The organism is bacterium, assembly GCA_037128595.1.
Classification (GTDB): domain Bacteria; phylum Verrucomicrobiota; class Kiritimatiellia; order CAIKKV01; family CAITUY01; genus JAABPW01.
In genome coordinates this window covers 1-18,014 of the sequence record JBAXWB010000015.1, presented here as the reverse complement: position 1 = coordinate 18,014, position 18,014 = coordinate 1, and the positions used below count along the sequence as shown (strand labels likewise).

Annotated in this window: 12 protein-coding genes; all 12 read right to left on the bottom strand. The window is 57.1% G+C overall.

Features of this window, described 5'->3' with window-relative positions; translation table 11 throughout:
• Positions 1 to 164: 164 nt before the first annotated feature.
• On the bottom strand, positions 165 to 1,286 hold the full coding sequence (locus WCS52_10505) for an aldose epimerase family protein (protein MEI6167617.1): 1,122 nt from the start codon (positions 1,284 to 1,286) through the stop codon (positions 165 to 167).
• Positions 1,287 to 1,383: 97 nt separating this feature from the next.
• Complete coding sequence (locus WCS52_10500) at positions 1,384 to 2,625, bottom strand: uroporphyrinogen decarboxylase family protein (GenBank protein MEI6167616.1); 1,242 nt, start codon at positions 2,623 to 2,625, stop codon at positions 1,384 to 1,386.
• Positions 2,626 to 2,656: 31 nt separating this feature from the next.
• A complete protein-coding gene (locus tag WCS52_10495; protein ID MEI6167615.1) occupies positions 2,657 to 4,483 on the bottom strand; it encodes a sodium/solute symporter in 1,827 nt (608 codons plus the stop codon).
• Between the two features lie 17 nt (positions 4,484 to 4,500).
• Positions 4,501 to 4,710 carry a hypothetical protein gene (locus WCS52_10490; GenBank protein ID MEI6167614.1) on the bottom strand — a complete coding sequence of 70 codons (210 nt, stop codon included), beginning with the start codon at positions 4,708 to 4,710 and terminating at the stop codon, positions 4,501 to 4,503.
• A gap of 18 nt (positions 4,711 to 4,728) precedes the next feature.
• Positions 4,729 to 6,663 carry a sodium:solute symporter family protein gene (locus tag WCS52_10485; GenBank protein MEI6167613.1) on the bottom strand — a complete coding sequence of 645 codons (1,935 nt, stop codon included), beginning with the start codon at positions 6,661 to 6,663 and terminating at the stop codon, positions 4,729 to 4,731.
• A gap of 47 nt (positions 6,664 to 6,710) precedes the next feature.
• On the bottom strand, positions 6,711 to 7,730 hold the full coding sequence (locus WCS52_10480; GenBank protein MEI6167612.1) for a hydroxyacid dehydrogenase: 1,020 nt from the start codon (positions 7,728 to 7,730) through the stop codon (positions 6,711 to 6,713).
• Between the two features lie 13 nt (positions 7,731 to 7,743).
• A complete protein-coding gene (locus tag WCS52_10475; protein MEI6167611.1) occupies positions 7,744 to 9,609 on the bottom strand; it encodes a right-handed parallel beta-helix repeat-containing protein in 1,866 nt (621 codons plus the stop codon).
• Complete coding sequence (locus WCS52_10470) at positions 9,606 to 10,676, bottom strand: hypothetical protein (protein MEI6167610.1); 1,071 nt, start codon at positions 10,674 to 10,676, stop codon at positions 9,606 to 9,608. The genes WCS52_10475 and WCS52_10470 overlap by 4 nt, the downstream gene beginning before the upstream one ends.
• 77 nt (positions 10,677 to 10,753) lie before the next feature.
• Positions 10,754 to 13,471, bottom strand: a complete 2,718-nt coding sequence (locus WCS52_10465; GenBank protein MEI6167609.1) for a sugar-binding protein — start codon at positions 13,469 to 13,471, stop codon at positions 10,754 to 10,756.
• 851 nt (positions 13,472 to 14,322) lie between these two features.
• Positions 14,323 to 16,239 carry an alpha/beta hydrolase gene (locus WCS52_10460; GenBank protein MEI6167608.1) on the bottom strand — a complete coding sequence of 639 codons (1,917 nt, stop codon included), beginning with the start codon at positions 16,237 to 16,239 and terminating at the stop codon, positions 14,323 to 14,325.
• 20 nt (positions 16,240 to 16,259) lie between these two features.
• Complete coding sequence (locus tag WCS52_10455; GenBank protein ID MEI6167607.1) at positions 16,260 to 17,825, bottom strand: sialate O-acetylesterase; 1,566 nt, start codon at positions 17,823 to 17,825, stop codon at positions 16,260 to 16,262.
• Between the two features lie 6 nt (positions 17,826 to 17,831).
• On the bottom strand, positions 17,832 to 18,014 hold a 183-nt coding region (locus tag WCS52_10450; GenBank protein MEI6167606.1), incomplete at its 5' end, for a hypothetical protein.

Here is an 18,014-nt window from a genome sequence, read left to right as displayed (position 1 = left end):
GGTGATAGCAGGTCACGCAGCAGACACACTCAGGGAGATTGTACCGGCCCTCTCCGGAGCCGATAGGTCTCCCGCAAAGAGAACACTTCTGTACATCCGCGCTCATCGGGGCTGAGGAATCTTGTTCGGAACCATCACTATATTCAGTCATGTGTAATCTCAAACTAGAGTTTTCCTGCTGTAAACCTGTAGATAATTGTGTTGTGGTAGACTTGGCCCGGATTTAGCACTACCGACGGAAAGTCCGGCTTGTTAGGTGAATCAGGGTAGTGCTGGGGTTCCATGCAGAAACCCGTCCGGTATTGATAAGCCACCCCGCCCTTGCCGACATTGGATCCATCTAGGAAATTGCCGGAATAGAACTGCAGGCCCGGCTCCGTGGACAACACCTGCATGATTCGTCCGGAAGAGGCCTCGCGCACCTCCGCCATCAGCGCCAATTTGCCCACAGGTTTGTCGATAACCCAGTTGTGGTCATAACCGAGCCCGAACTTCAACTGCTCATCCTTTACAGTGATCCGAGCTCCGATCGCCGTCGCCTTGCGAAAATCAAACGGGGTGCCCTCAACCGGCCTAAGCTCACCTGTCGGGATGAAGGTTTCATCCACCGGCGTGAAGCGTGATGACTTGATCATGACCGCATGTCCCAAGATGTCGCCTTTCCCTGCTAAATTGAAGTATGAGTGATGGGTCAGGTTGCATACCGTCGGCTTGTCGGTCATGGCGGTGAATTCCAGCTTCAACTCATTCTTCTCTGTCACCGTGTAGAGTGCCGTTACGGACAACGTCCCGGGATACCCCTCCTCGCCATCACGGCTGGTATACGTCAACTCCAACGCAGGTCCCGCTATGCTCTCGACGGGCTTTGCCGCCCATACCACCTTGTCGAACCCCTTGATTCCGCCATGCAGGTGGTTGCCGATGTTGTTCGTCGCCAGATTATACTCCGCACCGTTCAGCGTGAATTTCCCCTTGGCGATACGATTGCCGTAACGCCCCACGAGGCAGCCGAAATACGGGCTCGCCTTGATATAATCATCAAGCTTGTCGTACCCCAGCACCACATCCCCGGGGTTTCCCTTCTTGTCGGGCACCTTCAGCGACACCACAATTCCCCCATAGTTGATGATCCGCGCCTCGACGCCATGGCTGTTCATAAGGGTATAGACCGAGATTTCCGTGCCGTCCGGCATCTTGCCGAACGGCGCCGAGGTCACGCTCCCTGCCCCGAACGCTGATCCCACCACCATCCCCGCCACCACAACCGCCACTATTGTGTTTTTCATGTTTCTATCCTCGATATTTAAACATTACATCACAAATACGCCCCTCTTCGTTATTCATAACAACATCCCTTTCCGATCTGATCATCCTTGTGATTGTTCAACCGCCACACTCGTGCACCGCCTCATACATGGCCACGATATTGGCTGGTGGCACTTCCGGTAGAATATTATGCACCGTGTTAAAAATAAATCCGCCACCCGGAGACAAGATATCAATCCTGCGTTTGACATGCTCCTTCACTTCCTCAGGCGTGGCCCTGTTCAGAACGTTTCGGGTGTCGCAGCCACCTCCCCAGAAGCAGATGTCGCGGCCAAAATCACGTTTGAGCTTTTCGGGCTCCATGTCACGGCACGTAGTCTGCACGGGATTGATCACATCGTAGCCCGCTTCAATCAGGTCGGGCATCAGTTCATAGAGGGAACCGCAGGAATGGAAGAAGGTCTTCATCCGGCTCTTCTTGTGAACCGCGGCGCAGAGTTGGGCATGCCGTGGCTTGAATAACTTCCGGTAAATTTCCGGCGACATGAACGGTCCGCTATCCATGCCCAGATCGTCGCCGAAACGGAGAATGTCGCACACATCTCCGACGGCGTCACAGACCTTTTCCAGCGTGGCCATGTGCCGTTCCATCAGCGCATCCAGTAACGCCTCCACCTGTTCCGGCTCAGCATAGATATCCATCAGGAAATTATCCATACGCCGCAGGAAGGTTCCCCACTCGAACAGATTGCAACCACAGACGATCATCAGGGCACGGTCGGACGAGGCCCGCAACGCCAATGCCCGTTCGCGCAGCGTGGCCCAGAAGCCCGGTTCCCCCGCATGGTCCCAGGGACTATGCACCAGCGCGGACCAGAGGACCTTTCCCATTTCCATGTCGAGTCCTGAATAATTTGCCGGATAGCCGTCAACGTACGGGAAATAGGACTGATCATAAAACGCCCCTCCCGAAGGCATATGGGCAATGTCAGTACCGTCCTTATGGCGCGCAATGAATGAACCGTCCAGTTGTTTTTCCGGGTGAAACCACACGGGGTACTGGGCAGCCTGCCCGTCGGCAAGCTTCACATCATACCAATCCGAATCTTTGGCATTGAACGTCCTGCCCACATCCAGAACATCTATTCCAAACCGGTCGAGGATACCCTCTTCCGGTTGGGCAAGCTGTTGAACCACATCATAGATGCGGATATTCCCCGTGGTGATGCCAAGATGCTTCTTGAGATTCCCATAGGCGGTCGCCGAAATCCCTGAACTGGGTGTGGCACCAAGATCCACGGGTACGCGGTCAGGCTGCCGGTGCTCAATTGCGGCAATGATCCGTTCACGTGAAGTCATGATCCATTCTCCATAATCATCCATCCGCTATTTACCAAAACCACACATAAAGCACTATGAACGTGAACAGCACGGCGACTGACATGACGCGGTAATCGGAAAGGCCACGCCCGCACTTCGCTTTGAGCGGGTCAGTCCAATGTTCCCAAATCAACCCCCGGGCCTCTGCTTTAAGGGGCTCGGGCATCAGCAGTGAGGTGACGATTTGAATAATGACGCAGAGGCCGAACATGCCAAATGAGGTCAGCATGAAGTCCTTGAGCGCAATGTTGTAAACGAAGCCCCAGACAGCCGAATTGGCAACAGCGGCCTTTGCCACGGCCCCTTCGCCAATGAAGACGGCTCGAAAGAAATCCAGGATGAAGCAGGTAATGCCCATGCCAGCGCCGGAAACCATGGTCACAAACGCCGCCTTGCCGCCTGCCTTCTTCCAGAAAACCCCTATCAGGAAAACCGCCGTAATCGGCGGAGCGATGTAACAGATCATCGTGTTCAGCCCCTGGATGATTGTGGGATAATGGCCGAAGATCGGGGAGAGCACAATCGCCAGAAGCGTGGCGATTATAGTGGTCCAGCGGCCGACCTTGATCAGGGACTTGTCCGTTGTTGCTGGTTTCCAGCGCCTCCAGATGTCATAGGAGAACATGGTGGCGGCGGAGTTGAGCGCTGCGGAACAGGTCTGCATGGCGGCGGCCAACATGGCGGCGGTGACCAACCCCTTGAGCCCTACCGGCAGCAGATGCGTGATCATGAATGGATAGGCGTCTGCGGAGGCCGCAGGGCCGACGCCGGCGCCAAAATAACTCTTCTGCACCAGTGCGACGCAAATGACACCGGGCAGGACGAAGAAGAACACCGGCAGAATCTTGATGAAGGCACAGAAGAGCGGCCCGAGCCGGGCGTGCTTCTCATCCTTGGCGGCTAGCACGCGCTGGACGATGGTCTGGTCGCAGCACCAATACCAGATGCCGATGATGGGATATCCAAGCAAAATGGAATACCAGGGGATGTTGCCGATGACGGTGTTGTCGCCGCTGGCATGCGCCATGTTAAGAAAGGACTTGGAGGAAAGCTCGACACCGGCGGCAATGGCTTCCTTGCTGCCGGCCAGAGGATGCGGGTTGCTGGCAAGAGTGGCCGTCAGGACATCCCAGCCGCCAATCGCATTATAGCCGACAACCGTGATGCAGATGGCCCCGACGAGGAGGAGAACGGTCTGGATGCTTTCAGTCCAGACCACGGCCAATAAACCACCGATCACGGTATAGATACCGGTGAGCACTCCAAGAGCGACAATGAAGAACATCATCGGAGTCAGTCCCATGATGCTCGTGTCGCCCTGAATGCCGAAAATGAAGCAAAGCACGGTCGCCGCCGTAAACAACGCCACGCCGATATGAATGACAATGGCAGAGAAAAGCGAGACAAGGGTGAGCATGTCACGGCAATTGCGGTTATAGCGGCGTTCCAGGTAGTCAGGGAGGGTCGTCACCTTGGTGCGCAGGTAAAGCGGCGCAAAGAAGAGGGAAAGCAGGATGAGCGTAAAGCCGGCCATCCATTCAAAATTGCCGTAGAGCAGGCCGGAGGTGTAGGCCGACTGTGCCAGACTGACCAGATGCACCGTCGAGATGTTGGCAGCGAACATGGCCAGACCGATGACCGGCCATTTCAGCGAATTGTCGGCCAGGAAGTAATGGGCGCCCTCGCCGGAATGCGACTTCCGCACAAAGCCAGCCAGCACGCCAATACCAACGATCGCCAGCAGATAGACGATAATAATACCGAGGTCGAGATTACCGACCTGAAGTTTGGACGGCGACACCGTCTCCGCCGCTGCTATCATCGCTGCAAACATCATGATTCAATTCCTCCATATCACTTCACCTTACTTGAGTTTCTCCAAGCCTTGAACAGCATCAACCCGCCAAACACCAACAATGCCAACCCCCACCAGAGGTTGATATTGATGTCCAACGAACGCTTGTACATTTCATGAGAAGCCATGGTGAGCATTCCAAAGACGCTCATGAGAGCGCCGACGAGCGAGAACATGATTCCAATTGGCCAGCAGATATCGAGTGTCATAATGTAGTCCTTTCAGTTTTAGAAGAAGATGATGTTGAGGCCAAGACAGGCAACCAGCAGGATCACCGCAATCACACCGGGCCGCAGGTGCCATGGTTCATTCGCAGACTGGATCCGCGGCGTCAGCGAATAAACCAGCCCGGTCAGTTCCGCATCCGTCTTGGTCCGCTTTGTCGCCAACGAGATCACCACGGTAAAACTGAGACAGGCCAGGAAGGCGAAGGAGGCCAGCCAGAAGTTCTGAGCCATCTCACTCGGGAAGGAGCGGACCACAAACAGGTAACCACCTTTGACTCCGGGGGCATTCCCCGTAGCCAGTGTCATCGCATGGAAGGCCATTGAGGTCATGGTGCCCAACAACAGGCCCAGAAAGGCCCCTGTGGCCGTCGTCCGCTTCCAGAACATGCCCAGCAGGAAGGTCGCGAAGAGCGGCGCATTGACGAAGCCGAACACCAGCTGGATCACGTCCATGGCATTGTTGTACATCGCGGCAAAGTAAGCACAAAGCACACTGATCAGGATACCCGCCACTGTGGCGGCCCGCCCCATCCACATATAGTGGGCGTCGGCCCTTTTTGGGGCGATATAGGCCTGATAGAGGTCGTAGGTCCAGACCGTGTTGAAGGCCGTGACGTTTCCAGCCATACCCGACATGAACGACGCCAGCAGCGCCGTCAGCGCCAAACCCAACAGCCCCGTCGGACAGTACCGCTTGATGAGCGACAGGATAACCCCGTCATAATCATTTTCCGCCACGGCATTCTGCACGCGACTCTTGAGTTCGGTATCGTTCAGGGTCGGAACGACCTTGAGGAGTTCATCGACTTTGGCCGGGAGCATCTTCACCCCTGAAGCCTTGGCAATCTGCTGCACGGCGGCCTCTCCCTTCAACCCGCTGGTGGCAGCATTCTTAACCACGGGCAGAATCTTTTCATAGGCGGATTCAGCAATCATCTTGGGTGGCAGCCGGTAGCCATCCTTGCCGCTGAAGGCCAGGCCCGCGGCAATCATACCAGGAAGGATCACCAGCGCAGGAATCAGCATCTTAGGAATGGCGCCGATCAGCGGGGTGCGACGGGCGGCACTCATGTTCTTGGCCGCCATGGCCCGCTGGACCACCAGGAAGTCCGTACACCAGTATCCGAACGCCAGCACAAAACCCAACCCGAACACCATGGCAAAGAGATCCACACCCATCGGGCTGGCCTCGGCGCCCCGGAGCATCGGACTCCAGGCTCCGGTCCAGGCATCAGGCTGGAAGCTCTTCTCGCCAACCCCAATCGAGGCCGGATTCATGGCAACGCCAGCCAGTTTTTCCTTCAAGGCACTCCACCCGCCCACATCCTTGAGACCCAGATAGACCACCGGGAAAAAGCCCAGCACGATCATAAAGAACTGAAGGACCTCCGTATAGATGGCCGAGGTCAGGCCGCCTTTCAGGACGTAGAGCAAAACCACGCCAGAACAAACCCACAGGCTCACATGATAATTCCACCCGAGCAGTGAATGGAGCAATTTGGCCAGCGCATTCATCGAAATTCCTGAAGCAAAAACAGTCATCACGGCGAACGAGATGGAGTTCAGGCACCGAACCCGGCCATCAAACCGCATGTTCAGGTATTCAGGCACCGAGCGTGCCTTGGACCCATAGTAGAACGGCATCATGAACACCGCCAGGAAGGTCATGGCGAGGATGGCGCCAATCCAGTAGAAGTGGCAGGTCATCATCCCGTACTTGGCACCGCTGGCGGCCATGCCGACCAACTCCAGGGCACCAAGGTTGGCCGAGATAAAGGCCAAGCCAGTTACCCAGGCGGGAATGGACCGGCCCGACAGGAAGAAATCGTTGCTCGATTTCATGTATTTACGAAGAGCCTGACCAATGCCAAGCACCGCCGCAACGTAAATCAACATGATACTGTAATCCATCCACCCAAGCGAAACATCTATCATACGTTCTCCTTGTTTTCCTTAATCACGTTACAAATACTCAACCATCATCACGCCATGCGGTCGAGCATGTCGAGGCTCACGGAGTAACGGAGGGGCTCACCCTCCTGCCAGCGGCGGAATTCCTCGATCATGTAGTCGGCCATGCGAACCACCTCGTCGTGGTGCGCACCGGCGAGATGACTGGAGATCTGGACATTCAGCAACTCGTAGAACGCGCTGCCCGCCGGGGCGGGCTCGGGATCGGTGACATCCAGCAGGGCCATCAAATCCGGACGCCGCCGTAATACCGCCACAAGTTCCGGCTCGTTCACCTGGGCGCCCCGGCCCGTATTGATAAACGTCGCCCCGGGCCGCATGGAGTCGAAGAGTTTCCCGTCCAGCACCTTCTGGAGCGTCGGAAGATTGGGCAGGTGATTGCTGACCACATAGGCCTCGCGGAAGGCCTCCTCCAGCGTGACCTTCTGCACATGCAGGTCATCCGCCTCGGTCTCGGAGAGATAAGGATCCACCACCAGGATCTTCAGGCGGAATGGCCGGAGTAATTCAATCAGGCGGCGTCCGATCTGCCCGGCGCCGATGATCGCAATTTTCTCGCCATACATGCCCCGCCCATGAAACGCCACATCCTGGCGGTTCCGCGCAGGCGTCCGGCAATCACGCGTGTTCTGGAAGTATCCCTTGCACGCCAGAAGCACCTGCCCCAGACAGAACTCGGCGACGGAGACCGCGTTAGCACTCCATGAACTGCACACCGTCACCCGCCGCTGCAGGAACGGGCTTGCGAACCCCTTGACCGTGCCCGCCGCATAGAACACCACGCGCAAGGCAGGCAGACGGTCGAGGTCTGCGGATTCCAGAGCCGGCATCCCCCAGGTGGAGAAAATCGCCTCCACCCCGGCCAGTTTATCGGCGTGATCCTTGAAGTTTTCGCTGGAAATGACCACCGGATACAAGTCCGACATCGCGGCTATCTGGCTCCGGCGGCCCCGCGCATAGACATAGTCAATCACATCACCTTTGACAAACGAGGCACCGTTATTGAAGAACGCCGTAGTTATATTTTTCATAAGAAGCAGGAGTTTAATTATTTTCTACTTTCACCCCGGAGCAGGAAGGATCAGTTGAAACCTTCAATGCACTCGTGCCGGAGGTATTTCCCCGCACCACCAACCCTTTCACGCACTCAGCAGTGATGGGGCCGCCCCCCTCAAATGAATTATCCAAAATCCGGATGTTCTCATGCACGGGCGCGTCGGACTTTTTGACTTTGATATTGGCCTGAATCTTGATACCGCATCCCACGAAGCGATTTTTCTGAATCAACAGATCGCGCACCGGGCTGGATTCCATCCAGCTCGACGCGTCGCCCTCCACCAGGATTCCCGCCATCGCGCAGCTTCCGAACGTGTTTCCTTCCACCACGATTTTGCCTCGCGTGCCGAAGAGAAACCCGCGCACCGGGTCCATGCTCACGTGGTTGTTGCGGGCGGTGATGTTCGGGTTCCACGTGAGGTTATCCAGCACATCGTTCGGCTCGAAGCGCGGCATCGGTCCATCGAGGCCGATCAGCCAATCTTTATCGGATTTCCGTTCCACGGCGGTGACGCGTGGGCGGGGGTTCCCTGGATACTCGCGCATGGTGACCGGGCTCATGACCGCGATCTCATCGCCGGGGACAAAGGGCGCAAAACCGTAGGTTTGCGGGTGGACAAAGCGCACCAGCAGTTGGTTGGCCCCGACTTTTTCAACGATCCGCAGATACGTTCCGTGGCAGTTGACCGCATCATCCTGCATGCCGGAGAGCCGGCAGGAATCGACGAGGATGTCACCCTTGCAGTTGGAGAACTGAAAGATGTCGGCCCAGGCCGGGCAGGTGCGAATCGTGTCTTTGGGAGGCGCGACATTGACCCGCTGGTAGGTAATCGTGTCGGTGAACTGGCTGACAAAGCCCATGCCGGTCAATGCGTAAACATCGCAGTCGCGAAAAGTGATCCGGGCAGAGCAGGCATTATGAATGCCCACCATCACACGCCGTGTATCGCGGAAGTGATAGTGGTGGGCGGCGGTCAAACCGGGTGCCCCGGTTGTGTATTCAAGGCGGACCTTGCGCCCGCCCAAGTCGGTCGCCGTGGCCTCGGTTTGCCCGGTCGAGCTCCACCCGAAGGGAGCGCCTCGCCGCCAAGCCCGTCCTTCGGCGGGAACCGCCTCCTGGCAGAATTTCCCGGGGCCCCAGTCGCCGGCCCAGGTAAATTTACCGTCTTTGATGAGGTAATCGGATTGCTCGGCCACTTGGATCACGGCATGGCTAGGGCCGGCTTCGAGCACGCGAAACTCCGAAACTGTCGGGCGCTTCAAATCAAACACCAGGCCGGTAAACGTGATGTCCTCGGAGTGGTCGTTAAAAATTTGCACCATGCGCCCGTCGTAGAGGATCATCGTTTTGCCCGGCCCCTCAACGCCGCCCCCTTCCATCCTTAAGTGCTTAACGTTTTGAATCAAAATCCCAATTGGTTTTGGATCGGTGGAATCCTGTGAATTGGACACAAACATCGGCAACCGAATCACGTTTTTAATCGCAATGGTGTGAACCCCGGGCAGAAACTGAACGATGATCGGCTTCTCGGCAGTCCCCTCGCCAGATGGCTTGAAGGTCTCGTCCTGGACACCCGGAGAAATCACCACTTTATCCCCTGCGGCCAGGTGCATCGCGTTCAGTTTCCCGAAGGTTTTCCACGGCTTACCCGGCGCATTGGTGTCATTGCCCCGCGCTGGATCTATGAGATAAGTCGTGCTGCCAGGCGACGGGACTAGCTTGTCCTTCGCCAGATAGCGATCATTGGATGACTCGGCTGCCATAACGGACAGATTCAGACCCCATTGCGAAACCACGAAGATGCTGGATGCGAGAAAAGATGAGAGCAAGAATGGTTTGACGAACTCATTCATACTTTCCACTTCTCCAGTCGTTTGAGTATCTCAGGTTGTTCGGCCTCCGCGGCTTCGAGGCACAGGTACAGCCCCTGGGGCTTCATCACCGCCATGAACGGCTCTAGTTCGTCGAGACTCAGATCCACGATAACCCCCTTGCCCGCCGCCTGAATCTTCCGGATCACGGCCAGCCACTGCATGATCGGCAAGTCGTCGCCCACGCCCTGCACCCATTGGATGGCGTGGATTTCCGGTTGCTCCAGAAGCCGGTCGAGGTGACGCAGCATCCCTTTCCCGTCCAGGTGGAAGATGTTGTGCGTCATGTGCCGGAGTTCCTTCTTGAGGGACGGCAGGTAGAACCGGTCAAAATCGCCAGGCGACACCAGGGCGGTGAAATCACAACTCGGAATGTGCATCTTGCCGCGGCTGGGAATGCCCATCCAGGTCACGGACATCTGGCCGTTCTTCTTCAACAGGTCGTCGTAGTAGTCGAACACCGGCAGAAAATTCACGTCGGCCTTTGTGGTGGCTTTCGTCACCTCATCCGGGCAGTCCAGCAGGTCCATGCACAAGGTTTGAGGGTCACGCCAATCGGCCACGCAGTCAAGGCTGCCGTGGAGATCCGTGTAGCCGACCATGAATTTCCCGGGGCACTTCTGGAGGGCGATCCCGGTAATCTGGTCGATCTTCTTAAAGTAGTCGTTCTCGCGGCTAAAGGCGAGGCGCTCCAGGTCCGACCAGTCATGGACGCAGTGCCGGACCCACGAGGTCACCTCGCCATAGTCCAATTCCGCGCCGTGGAAGGCGGCATACACGTTCGGCCCCAGATTCGGCCAGAACACGGGAAATGTTTCCGCATGGAAAACACGGCCTTGGATGGCGCTCATGAACGAATCGACCTGGTACTCAGCGTCAAACCATCGATCCTTGATGCTCGTCCAGCGGGCGGCGCTGACGGGACTGTGGTTGAATTCCGCGTTGTGGAGCCCGAACCGAACAGGGGGCCGGTCAGTCGGTTCGTGGGCGAACCACGCCTCGATACGGCGCATGGCGTTGTCAAAATCGGGTTTGCATGGAAGGTTCATGGCGTGTCCTGAAAGGGGTTTGGTTAACCCACCACAATTCAAAATGTTGAAATTTTAGCTACGCCCCCGAGTCCTCTTCACTTGCGATCTCCTGAGGTTAGAATAATTTTGCCGTACTCGTCCATGATCAACCAGAAATCGCTCTTGGTCGCAGGCCAGATCATGATGCTCTTCCGCCCCTGGCCGTCGTCGTCGTTCACACCGACCTCCAGCCCCATCACCTTGCCGGGCTTAAAGCCCACGCCGGGCAGAGCGAAACCGATCTCCATGATGTACCCGGTGGCCGTCTTCCTGACTGCTGCTTCGCCCGCCCATTGCTTGGCGAATTCGTCGCTGTGGGGCTTATCGGTGGCAAATTTGTCGCGGTGATCGAGATAGACCCGTGGCGGCGTTGTGGGCAGGAAGTGCAACTCGTGGCCCAGCATCTCCTTGGGGTCGCATTTCGAAAACCAATCGGGACGGCCATCCATGACCTTGACCCGCTGCCCGCCGCGGTCTCCCCAGTCCAGGTACATCTCGACGCTGTCATTGAGAAACGAAGAAGGCTGGGTCGGTTCTAGCACCTTGTCGTCGTTGACCTCAAAGAGGAAATAGAGCTTGTCACCGTGCCAGGCCGCGCGCCACGAGTAGCTCAAGTCGCTGTTCCCTTTCCAATTTTCCCGCGTCATTCCCTGGCCGAACCAGAGATGCCTCTCGCCCTGGACGACGGTGGCCGGGACTCCCTTCCAATCGGCCGGATCGGCGTCGACGACGATTTTGCGTTCCGGGAGTTCGAGGCGTGGCCGCTCTGCAGCCGAACTAGGTCGCGTGGAATTGACATACCCCATTTCAATGAGTTGTAGCATCAAATCAGAAACCATCTCACTGGTATAGGGATTCCCCCGCCATTCAAATCCCTGCTTGCGTTCCAGCCAAGGATCGGTAATGGCCTCGGTCATGGCCCCCTTGTACGGACCCTCGGCGACCTGGACGGAGAAATTGAGTTGCATCACCCGATTCTTAAGCTGTTCAAACAGCGGATTGCCGGTTTTCTTGAACAACCGATCCAGGCATTGAATCTTGCGATTACCGTAGCTATAAACAGAGTACTGGTTGAAGTGCTGCTGTTCGCTGTGAGCGCCTTGTGTGGGATTCTTAACCCAACTGAGCTGTTTCGGGCACCAGTAAAGCAAGCCGTAATAAGCATTGGCCACGGCATGGTCGAGGCTTTCCTTGTCCCCCGTCCGGTCGTGCTTGTCCAGCCAGTACTCCACAACAGCATAGATGCTATCCTGCTCGAAATCGCCGGGCGGCAGATCCGGATGCATTCCGGTATACCAGAAACGGCCTTCAACACCGCTGCGCAGAAATTTCTCCATGTCGGCGCATAATTTCAGATAGCTTTCATCCCCGGTGATCCTTGCAATGATTGGCAATCCTACCAATGCCCGGCCACAGACTACGGAGAAGGACTTTTTGCCGGTCTTGATGTCGACGCACTGTGGTAATCCGCCATCCGGATTCTGCTGGGACTTCACCCATTCGAGCGAGGCGATGGCGGCCTTATACCAGTCCTGGCGGTCAATTCCTTCCTTTTCCTTCACCCGCTGCCAGGTCTGCAAAATGTAGCGCGCCATCCAGACGTTGATGTCCACCTTGTAGCCGTCATGGCTCCAGTCCAGACTGCAGAACTCCGGAACCGCCCGCTTGAAATACCAGCTCGTATGGAACACGCCACTCGGCTGCTGCCCCTTGAGGGCAAAGTCGATCTGCTCGAAGGCGCGGTCCCGCCACAGTTTGTCGCCGGTGATCTCATACTGGCGATACTCGTAGTAGGCAATGAACGGATTGTTGCCGACATAAACAAACGGTGTTCCCTTGTGATGCTCATAACCAATGCCCGGCTTCCAACTCGCCATGTTTCGCCGGCCTTCAAGGGCGAGATCAAATGCCTCCTGCGGCGTGCGCACCTTCAGTGAATCGTCCACCTTGTATTTGTTGAGCTTGATCCAGGCCTGCATGATCCCTGTGATGGCGCCAGAAAATCCACCCGCATCACTCAGGAACAGTTGTAACGGCATTTCATACTTTATCCCGGCGGACAGTTTACCTCCACCCACGCGGAATTGCGGCGCGATCGAGCGGTTGGCGAAATGGAAATCCGTTTTCCCAGTCCAAGTAGTCGGGTTCAGATAATCCGAATTGCTGTCGATAGCGAACAGGGCGACCAGCGACTGATCGGGCCGGTACACCAGCACCCCCGGAACGCCGCAGTAGCGCATCGGGGAGATGGCGAGCTTTTCGCTATTCCCGGCCCACGGATAACTCTGAACACGCCAGTCATTGGCAAAGCCATCATGATAGGCCAAGCAGACTTCCCAGCCATTGAGATCCTTGTCGACCGACCAAGCCGCCGTCAGACGCGCCGCCGGCATATCTGCGCTGAGATCTACCGTCACGGTGTAACTGAATGTCACGCCATCGATGGCTTCCTGACCTGACAAACGTGCTGTTTGCGGATCAAGCTTCTCTTCCTTCGATGCCGCCATCCAACGCACTTCGCCGCTCTTCAGGTTGCGCAAGGCCAAGAGGCCATTCGTTGCTGGCTGTTCCACCAGTTTCTCGTGGAAATAAATCCCGCCCAGAGACCAGCCATCCTTCGTTCGCGACAGTTCCCAACGCAGGCCTGCCTTATTAGCCACCACCAGTGTTTTCAGAGGCTTGCCCTGGGTGTCTACCGTCGAATGGGTCGCGTTGGCGGCCCAGAGCAGCGGAGTCAACAGCAGGGCGGCGAGGAGTGTCAGTGTATGGTTCATGGCTGTTCCTTTCGTTTTCACTTTGATTCGTCAGTTCCAATCATTTAGCAGTTATAATACCGCCTGCAAGACTCTCTTGCAATATACTTTGCATAGTTTGTTTTGCATTACAAAATGTTTGAGCGCAATTTGTTACACATTATAGAAACTCATCTTATTTAATGTTTTGCAGTAATTTGCGCAATGCACGTCGCTGAATCTGGCACAAGCAGTTCCGCTATATGGGCAAGAGCCTGGAGAAAGAGGCCATCGCCAAATACGAGGAGGCCAAGCGAATGCGCGTCCTTTACCGAGGCTTGTTGTCCCAGGCACGGCACCAAATCAAATTCCTGCGAAAGGCACTCCTTGGAAACAAAGCAATATAGACTTTGCGTCGAGGTCTTGCGCCGGCTTGAGTCCGCCGGGGTCCTATCCAGGATGGTCCTGGTTGGAAGCTGGTGTCTTTTGGAGGCATTCCAGTAGTTGTCCCCCACCCTGCCGCATTTTCACTGCATAAACTCCTGATCGTTCCGCGCCGGAAAACCGATGAAAAAAGAAAAAGGGATTTTGAGACGGCCATCCTGATTCTAGACCTTGTCGAGAAGAAGGGGGACTGGGCGATTGTTCAGAATCTAGTCGCAAAGTTCCCTAAGTCCTGGACCAAAAGCATTCGCGCCACACTTCAAGAGAATCATCAGGCGGCGTTGGCCGCGAAACTCACATTGCTCCCATAGTGCCGATAGCCAGAAGTCAGGGTCAGACCTGAATGGCGCGAAGATAAGAACTTTGTGGGTAATAATCGGGTTGCATAAACTTTGGAGTGCGGCGGCTCGACGCCGCTTTTCCCCAGCGCGGCTTGACGCGCTGCTCTGCTAAAAGTCAATAGAGCCCGGTCTAGAAACCCTGCGCCCGTCAAGCCGGTCGCATGAAAGCGGCGTCAAGCCGCCGCACTCCAAAAAGTTTGACAGACAGGCTCCACCCCTTAACTTAGCGCCATTCGGGTCAGACCTTGAAACTAGATTCCGCTGAAAAACCCCATTGTGGTTCATAAATTCCCAAATGCGATCCATCCATGTATAACTGCCCGTGCCCGGGGCGGCCTTCCCCTGAAAGCAGTGCCTGCGTCCGGCGAGCGTGTGGAGATCGGACTGTATCCCCATCTGGCGAAGCTGCTCCCAGCATTTCACTGAATTCATCGCCGCCCAATTGTCCGCATCGCCGTGGATGAACAGGATCGGACACGTCGCGAGGTCGAACGAGAACTCCGGGACGAGCCTCGCGTCGTTCTCGTTGCCGCCCTTCGCATTCGGGGCTTCCGCGCCGTCCGTGAGCGCGTACGCCGGATAGATCGCGACCGCCCACTGCACATTGCAGGAAAGCTTGTCGAGGTCGTCGATAGGCCCATAGGAACGGCGCTTCGAGCTGGTCGCGCCCATGAGCGTCAGGTGTCCGCCGGCCGAGGAACCCATGATGCCGATGCGGTCGGGGTCGAGTCCCTTCACCGCGGCCTCGCTGCGGACGATTCGGATGGCACGCTGCAGATCCTGCCACGCCGTCGTGTGCTTGGCCAGCCCGCCCAGCGGACGCGGCGTGCGGTATTTCATCGTCACGACCGTCATGCCCTTTTCGTTCAGGTAACGCCGCGCCGGCGCGACTTCGAACCCGTCCGGGTCGTTGCCCCCGTAGCCGCCGCCCGAGTAGATGATCTGGATCGCCTTCGTCTTGAGTTCCTTCGGCATGTGCCACTCGAGATAGGGCAGGCACTGGTTCGTCTGCGCATCCGGCATCTTGCCTTCCGGCCAGACCGGCTCCTTGCGGGTTTCGCCGCGCGCATCGTCGTTCGGATAACGGGCCATCAGATCCACTTCCTGGCCAAGACGCCCGTCGAAATTCATCTGGCGGAGGTACTCGGCGACACGGTCGAACCAGTGGTCGTAGGCGGTGCCATCCTCGCCCTTGCCCGGGTCGCCCATGAAACCGTGGGGACGGTCTGCGAAGAGATGGATCTCTGCCGGGATTTTCATCCTGCGGAGCTGGCGGTAGATCTGCGTGGAGCCATTCGGCGAATAGATATCCACCCCGCCGTGAAAGAGCGCCATCGGACACGTCTTCGCGTCGAACTTGAACACGTCCGAGAGCTTTACGTCGATCGCGTCGCCCTCGCGCGTGTTAGGACCGGTGAGTCCGTCCGTAAGCGCGTAGGCGGTGTAGACCGGCACCGCCCAGTTGACGTGGCACGGAAGCGTGTCAAGGTCGTCGATCGGCCCGTACGCCGGTGTGAGCGCGCTCGTTGCGAGCAGGACCGTCAGGTGCGAACCCGCGGAGAACCCGAACGCGCCGATCTTCTCCGGGTCGAAGCCGCGCTTCTTCGCATCCTTGCGGACGAGACGCACGGCGCGTTGCCCGTCCTCCCACGCGCTCTGGTAGATCGGCAACCCTTGAGGACGCGGCGTACGGTAAGTGAGGCTCACGCAAACGAACCCGAGCTCGGTGAACTTCTTCGCGACCCTGTCAATCCACATCCCGTCGCAGCAACTCTGATAACCGCCACCGGAAATGAGCAACATGCATCCGCCGTTTTTCTCCGCAGGCGCCTCGTACCAGTCGAGATACGGCATCGCATGTTCCGCCGTCTTGAATCCCGGCGTTTTCACCTCCTGGGTAGTCGCCGCGATCTGTTGCGTCTGGAAATCCGGAATCTTTCCTTCCGGCCACAACGCAACCCGCTCCCCGGCGAACGCATGAGTGGCGACCAGCAACCAAGAACAAAGAATTAACAGTTTTTTCATTGGGTTTCTCATTGGGTTTTTCATTGATGTTTCATTTTGGCATCTATTCCGAAAGGTGCCGCCGGCAAGCCGGCTGTGTTGTAGAGATTGCAGCCCTGGGGATTCGTCGCCCAGGCATAGCGTACCGACAGGGGCGAGGAAACGACGCCCGAGGAGACCACCACGTCATCGCCGTCAATCACCGCCTCCGCAGCGACCCATTTTTCATCGGCACCGGCGATTTGAAATCCCCGGAGCGGCTCCTGGGGCGTTGGAACGGTCTCGCCAGCCGCATTCAGTTTGGCTGACATCAATGCGGCCCCGCCCGTAGCCAGCCGAACCCGGATGCTGGCACCTGTCACCTTATGCGATTGATAACGCGGCGACAGATAAACCAGATTGGTTTCCCCGTAGATGGTTGCCCGGGCCCAGAGGGCCAGACGGTTGGCCACATCCCGTTTGTCCGGCGGGTGAATGCAATCCGTGCCCAAATCAATCGCCACCGCCATTCCCGTGTTTGGCCCTTCCGCCACCACCTCTGCCTGCGCTTCGCGCACCAGCGCCGCCTTGGTATCGCTCCAGGGATTACCGTAATTGGCGAGCTGGACAATTCCGAAGGGAAGGTTCTGTCCAAAACGCCCTCGCCAGTCCGCAATGAGGGTTTTGAGCAGCGTGGCGTAGTCGGTGACGGAATCCCCGACATTGGATTCGCCCTGATACCAAAGCACTCCGCGAAAGGTCATCGGGGTCAGCGGCGCGATCATGCCGTTGAACAAAGCGTTGGCGCCCAGGCGATTCACTTTGGGGGTGGTTTTGGCATAAGCGGGCAGTTGCTGGAGCGCTTCCTGGCTAATCCACGCCTGGATCTTAGAACCGCCATAAGCGCTGGTGACCAGTCCCACGGGAACATTCAACTGTTCCTGGAGCCGGACGGCAAAATAATAGGCGATCGCGCTGAAATATGGCGCGGTTTCGGGGGTGGAACGTTGCCAGCCGGTGCGGACATCAGGCATAAGCCCCCGGGCATCTTTGGGGAGAATCGTGTGATCCAGAAGCAGGCCCTTGCAATCGTCGCGCGGCACGGCGCGCCCGATTTTTTCGACATTGAAAACGCGGAGGGCGGGACGATCCGAGTGGCCCGATTCCGCCTTCCAATACTTCTCCCCGAACCAGCTATTGTTTCCCTTTGGATAATCGGGCCCCAGCATCATCGTCATGTTCGATTGACCGGAACACAGCCAGACCTCACCGATGAGGACATCCTTGATCTGAACCCGGTTCGCCTGGGCCGCGGTAAATGTGATGTCTTCGGGATGAAGGCCTTGATCGATTGGCCGGGCGGCGGGTGTCTTCACCTGAACCCGCCACTCGCCCTGCGCATTGGCGACGGCCTGCGTCTTCACGCCCCAAGAGGTCTCGATGACCACGACTTCCCCCTCGAAAGCCCAGCCCCAGAGCGTGACCATGCAATTCTGCTGCAGAACCATGTGGTCGTCCAAGACGGACGGCAGCCGCACATCCGCATGAACCGGCACGAGTGCCAGGAAAAAGGCGGCTAATGTGAATCCGATGTGAGCGGAAATCTTTTTAATCGGTGAGAGGTTCATATGTTGTCAAAATCCCAGGTTCTCGCCGCTGTGTTCCACCACACCGATCTGTTCGAGCGAACCGTGGCGGCCATTATACCAGAGCAGCCATTTCGACCCGTCAAAGATGGCGTACGGTTTGTAGCACGCGTCGTGATCCCATTTGTCCTTGCCAGGAAAGATGATCGGGTTGGCGGGATGGCGTTGCCA